At 55.4% G+C, this 2427-nt stretch carries 3 protein-coding genes; all 3 read left to right on the top strand.

Annotation, left to right across the window (positions count from 1 at the left end; genetic code table 11):
• Window positions 1-225: 225 nt before the first annotated feature.
• The 3 genes from CW742_RS10640 to CW742_RS10630 are packed head-to-tail and all read left to right on the top strand — an operon-like array spanning window position 226 to window position 2258.
• Window positions 226-705 carry a 50S ribosomal protein L11 gene (locus CW742_RS10640; protein ID WP_292420205.1) on the top strand — a complete coding sequence of 160 codons (480 nt, stop codon included), beginning with the start codon at window positions 226-228 and terminating at the stop codon, window positions 703-705.
• Window positions 706-765: 60 nt separating this feature from the next.
• The gene (locus tag CW742_RS10635) at window positions 766-1410 is read left to right on the top strand and encodes a 50S ribosomal protein L1 (RefSeq protein ID WP_292420202.1); all 645 of its coding nucleotides are present in this window, start codon (window positions 766-768) and stop codon (window positions 1408-1410) included.
• Complete coding sequence (locus CW742_RS10630; protein WP_292420199.1) at window positions 1410-2258, top strand: 50S ribosomal protein L10; 849 nt, start codon at window positions 1410-1412, stop codon at window positions 2256-2258. The genes CW742_RS10635 and CW742_RS10630 overlap by 1 nt, the downstream gene beginning before the upstream one ends.
• Window positions 2259-2427 lie beyond the last annotated feature (169 nt).

The following is a 2427-nucleotide window of genomic DNA, read 5'->3' as shown; positions in this document are numbered from 1 at the left end:
TGTCGTCAGCGTCATATTTGTATAAGAGAAAGGTATCTTTCTTATCGTCATTGGAAAACCTGACAAATAAAATTAACAAAATTTTATCAGACGGAATTTTAAATCGAATAGCATTAGGCGGCTAGCTCTCCCCTTCCCACGATCACCTTTATCACCCTTCCCATCAATATTTACAGACCCAAGCTTGGACCCCTCTGTACAGAGGGACGGCATGGTGCAAAGACTATGGCAGAAGTGGTCGAGGTTTTAGTACCCGGCGGAAAGGCAACGGCTGGTCCACCCCTTGGACCGTCGCTCGGGCCCCTCGGTATCAACGTGAAGGCCGTAGTTGACGAGATCAACAAGAAGACCGCATCCTTCAACGGCATGCAGGTCCCTGTCAAGATCGAAGTCGACGCGAAAAAGAACTTCACGCTGACAGTCGGCATCCCGCCGACAACGGCACTCATCAAGAAAGAGGCCGGTATCGAGAAAGGTTCCAAGGAGCCCAACGCCATTGTGGCAGGCAACCTGCCCTTCGAGGCCGCTGTAAGAATTGCCAACATGAAACTCGAAGGCATGCTCTCCTACGAGCTCAAGACTGCCGTCAGGGAAGTCGTGGGCACGTGCGTGAGCGTCGGAGTTACGGTCGATGGCAAGAAACCAAAAGAGGTTTTGAAGCTCATCGCCGAGGGCAAGTACGACAGCCAACTCGCAGTGAAATAAACTAGCGAAAACCATAGGAGATCGGGATTGAGTCCGGTCGCAGAACTATGGAGGAATCAGATGGTTGATAGGGCCAAGATTTTAGACGCCGTGAAAACGGCGATTGAGAAGGCGCCAAAACGCAAGTTCTCTGAGAGCATTGACATAACCATCAATCTCAAGAACATCGATATGGCGCAGCCGAAGAATCGTATCGACGAGACGGTTCTTCTTCCCCACGGTTCCGGCGAGAATGTCGGCATCTGTGTCATCGGGAAGGGAGACATCGTCACGCAGGCAAAGGATGCCAAAGTCGACCTGATCATCGGCCCTGAAGAAGTTGAACGGCTCGGGGGCGCACCCCGCGAGGCCCGGAAAGTGGCAGGCGCATACCGCTACTTCCTCGCCGAAACCGCGGTCATGCCCCAGGTTGGTCGGTATTTAGGTCCCCGGCTCGGTCCGCGGGGCAGGATGCCGATGCCGATTCCGGGCGGGCAGGATATCCGCCCGATCGTGGAGCGTCTGCGCAACTCGGTGAAGATCCGTACCAAAGACAAGACGGTCTTCTCCACAAAAGTAGGGTCAACGGCAATGAAGCCGGAGCAGGTCGCTGAGAACATCGAAACGATCGTCAAGAGGATCGAGTCTGTCCTTGAACAGGGACCGCTCAACGTTCGTTCCGTCTTCGTCAAGACCACGATGGGTCCCGCAGTGAGGCTGGAATAATGGCGCTCTACACGCACCACCTCCCCGCGTGGAAGAAGGACGAAGTCGCTGATATCAAGAAGAACGCAAAGGAGTACAAGCTCATCGGGCTTGTCGACATGTACGGTATCCCCGCCCAGCAGGTGCAGCAGATCCGCCGGAACCTCCGCGGAAAGGCTGTCATCAAGATGACGAGGAACACCTTAATCAAGCACGCGTTCGACGAGATTGGCGGGGACGTAAAGAACCTCACCAAGTACCTCTCCGGTCACTCGGCGATCATCTTCACGAACGACAATCCGTTCAAGCTCTACAAGCAGCTTGAGAAGACCAAGACCAAAATGGCGGCAAAGCCCGGCGAGAAGGCACCGGAAGACATCGTTGTCCCCGGCGGCCCCACGAGCTTCAAGCCCGGCCCGATTGTCGGCGAGCTCCAGCAGGCCGGCATCCCGGCAGCCATCGAAGGCGGCAAGGTCAAGATCAAGGAGACCAAGACGGTTGCAAAGAAGGGCGCCGTTATCTCCCCCAAGCTTGCAGCAGCACTCGTAAAACTCGACATCAAGCCCATGGACGTCGGACTTGCCCTGCAGGCCGCATTCCACGAAGGCAGTGTCTACGAGCCGTCGGTGCTCGCAGTTGACGAGACAGTCATCCTCGGACAGATTGCGCTCGCGAGCCGGCAGGCAACTGCACTCTCGCTCGAGGCAGCAATCCCGACGAAGGACTCCATGAGCGCACTCCTGACCAAGGCTGTCAGGGATGCCCGCGGCGTTGCAATCGAGGCAGCGGTCTACGAGGCGGATGTTGTCGATGCGATTATCGGTAAAGCGCAGAGAGAAAGCCAGTTCCTCAAGAACCTGGTAAAATAATATTTGAGATAATTCACAGGTGATTTACGATGGAGTATATCTATGCAGCACTGCTCCTCCACAAGGTGAGAAATAGGGTCGATGAGAACGGCGTCAAGGCAGTCCTGACCGCCGACGTGTTAACAGCAGACGAAGCCGGATACAGAGGGCCGATGCAGACGCACGAGGT

Origin of the sequence: Methanoregula sp. (genome assembly GCF_002835825.1) — an archaeon.
Lineage (GTDB): Archaea > Halobacteriota > Methanomicrobia > Methanomicrobiales > Methanospirillaceae > Methanoregula.
Note: the sequence above shows the minus strand (reverse complement) of the source record. Positions and strands in the feature narration are given on the sequence as shown.

Bases quoted from the DNA above. Each gene is read 5' to 3' on its own strand.
- CW742_RS10635 (WP_292420202.1), top strand. From the start codon at position 766: ATGGTTGATAGGGCCAAGATTTTAGACGCCGTGAAAACGGCGATTGAG.
- CW742_RS10630 (WP_292420199.1), top strand. From the start codon at position 1,410: ATGGCGCTCTACACGCACCACCTCCCCGCGTGGAAGAAGGACGAAGTC.
- CW742_RS10640 (WP_292420205.1), top strand. From the start codon at position 226: ATGGCAGAAGTGGTCGAGGTTTTAGTACCCGGCGGAAAGGCAACGGCT.